Origin of the sequence: Micromonospora sp. NPDC048843, assembly GCF_040649965.1 — a bacterium.
GTDB lineage: Bacteria > Actinomycetota > Actinomycetes > Mycobacteriales > Micromonosporaceae > Micromonospora > Micromonospora hortensis.
Genome location: NZ_JBEZGJ010000395.1, coordinates 1 through 1,035, shown reverse-complemented (window position 1 = coordinate 1,035; position 1,035 = coordinate 1). Strand labels below are relative to the sequence as shown.

Annotated in this window: 1 protein-coding gene and 1 pseudogene; one reads left to right on the top strand and one right to left on the bottom strand. The window is 67.5% G+C overall.

Translation table 11 applies throughout. The features are described 5' to 3' along the window. On the bottom strand, nt 1-364 hold a 364-nt coding region (locus tag AB0C20_RS36365; RefSeq protein WP_357569740.1), incomplete at its 3' end, for an ABC transporter permease. A 211-nt stretch (nt 365-575) separates the two neighbouring features. Between AB0C20_RS36365 and AB0C20_RS36360 the strand changes: the two are divergent. Further along, nucleotides 576-1,035, top strand: a pseudogene (locus AB0C20_RS36360) (AAA family ATPase); the annotation flags it as partial.

The following is a 1,035-nucleotide window of genomic DNA, read 5'->3' as shown; positions in this document are numbered from 1 at the left end:
CGATGGCGACGCCCTTCATGGGAACCACGCCGGTGCCGATCATCATCGCCAGCACCACGATCCACCCCGTCGCCAGGGCCACCGCGAGCCAGACACCGGAGCGGCCCGCCGAGGCCCGCCGGCCCGCGGTGTGCACCGCTGCCGCGAACATCACGGCAAGCACGAGAAACGACGACCACAGTCGCGTCAACGCGGCACCCAAAACCGCAGCGACCATCCCCAGCTGGAGGATCGCACGGGTAGCGGCGGCAGGCACGACCCGCACCGGACCGAGTTGTGCGAAGCGATACACGGCCGCGGAAGCGGCCACGAGAACCACGCACAGCGTCACCAGTCCCGGTCCCGGCGCAGCGGCGATATTCATTCTGTCCCATCACCTCTCGGACTTGTCGGACTGCACCGCGCTCATCCCGGAAGGCCGGCTCGATACCGCATGCGAGGCGCACCCGACGAATCGCGTCGGATCCGCAAGCGGGCCTTGGACATTCGCCGAGGCCCGCTTGCGGTGAGACTGGCACGTAGTGCCGCAGAGTCCGTCGGCGGGACTCCCGACTCCCTACTGTCGAGCCGAGGGCAGCTATCAGGCGCTGGAGAAGTACTCCACCGACCTCACCGCCGCCGCGCGCGAGGGCAAACTCGATCCGGTCATCGGCCGCGACACCGAGATCCGGCGTGTGGTGCAGGTGCTCAGCCGCCGCACCAAGAACAACCCGGTTCTCATCGGTGAGCCCGGTGTCGGCAAGACCGCCATCGTCGAGGGGCTGGCCCAGCGCATCATCGCCGGCGATGTTCCCGAATCGTTGCGCGGCAAGAAGCTGGTGTCCCTGGACCTGGGCGCCATGGTGGCCGGCGCCAAGTACCGCGGTGAATTCGAGGAACGGCTCAAGGCGGTACTGGAGGAGATCAAATCCAGTGCCGGGCAGATCATCACCTTCATCGACGAGATGCACACCATCGTCGGCGCCGGCGCGACCGGGGAATCGGCGATGGACGCGGGCAACATGATCAAGCCGATGCTGGCGCGCGGTGAACTGC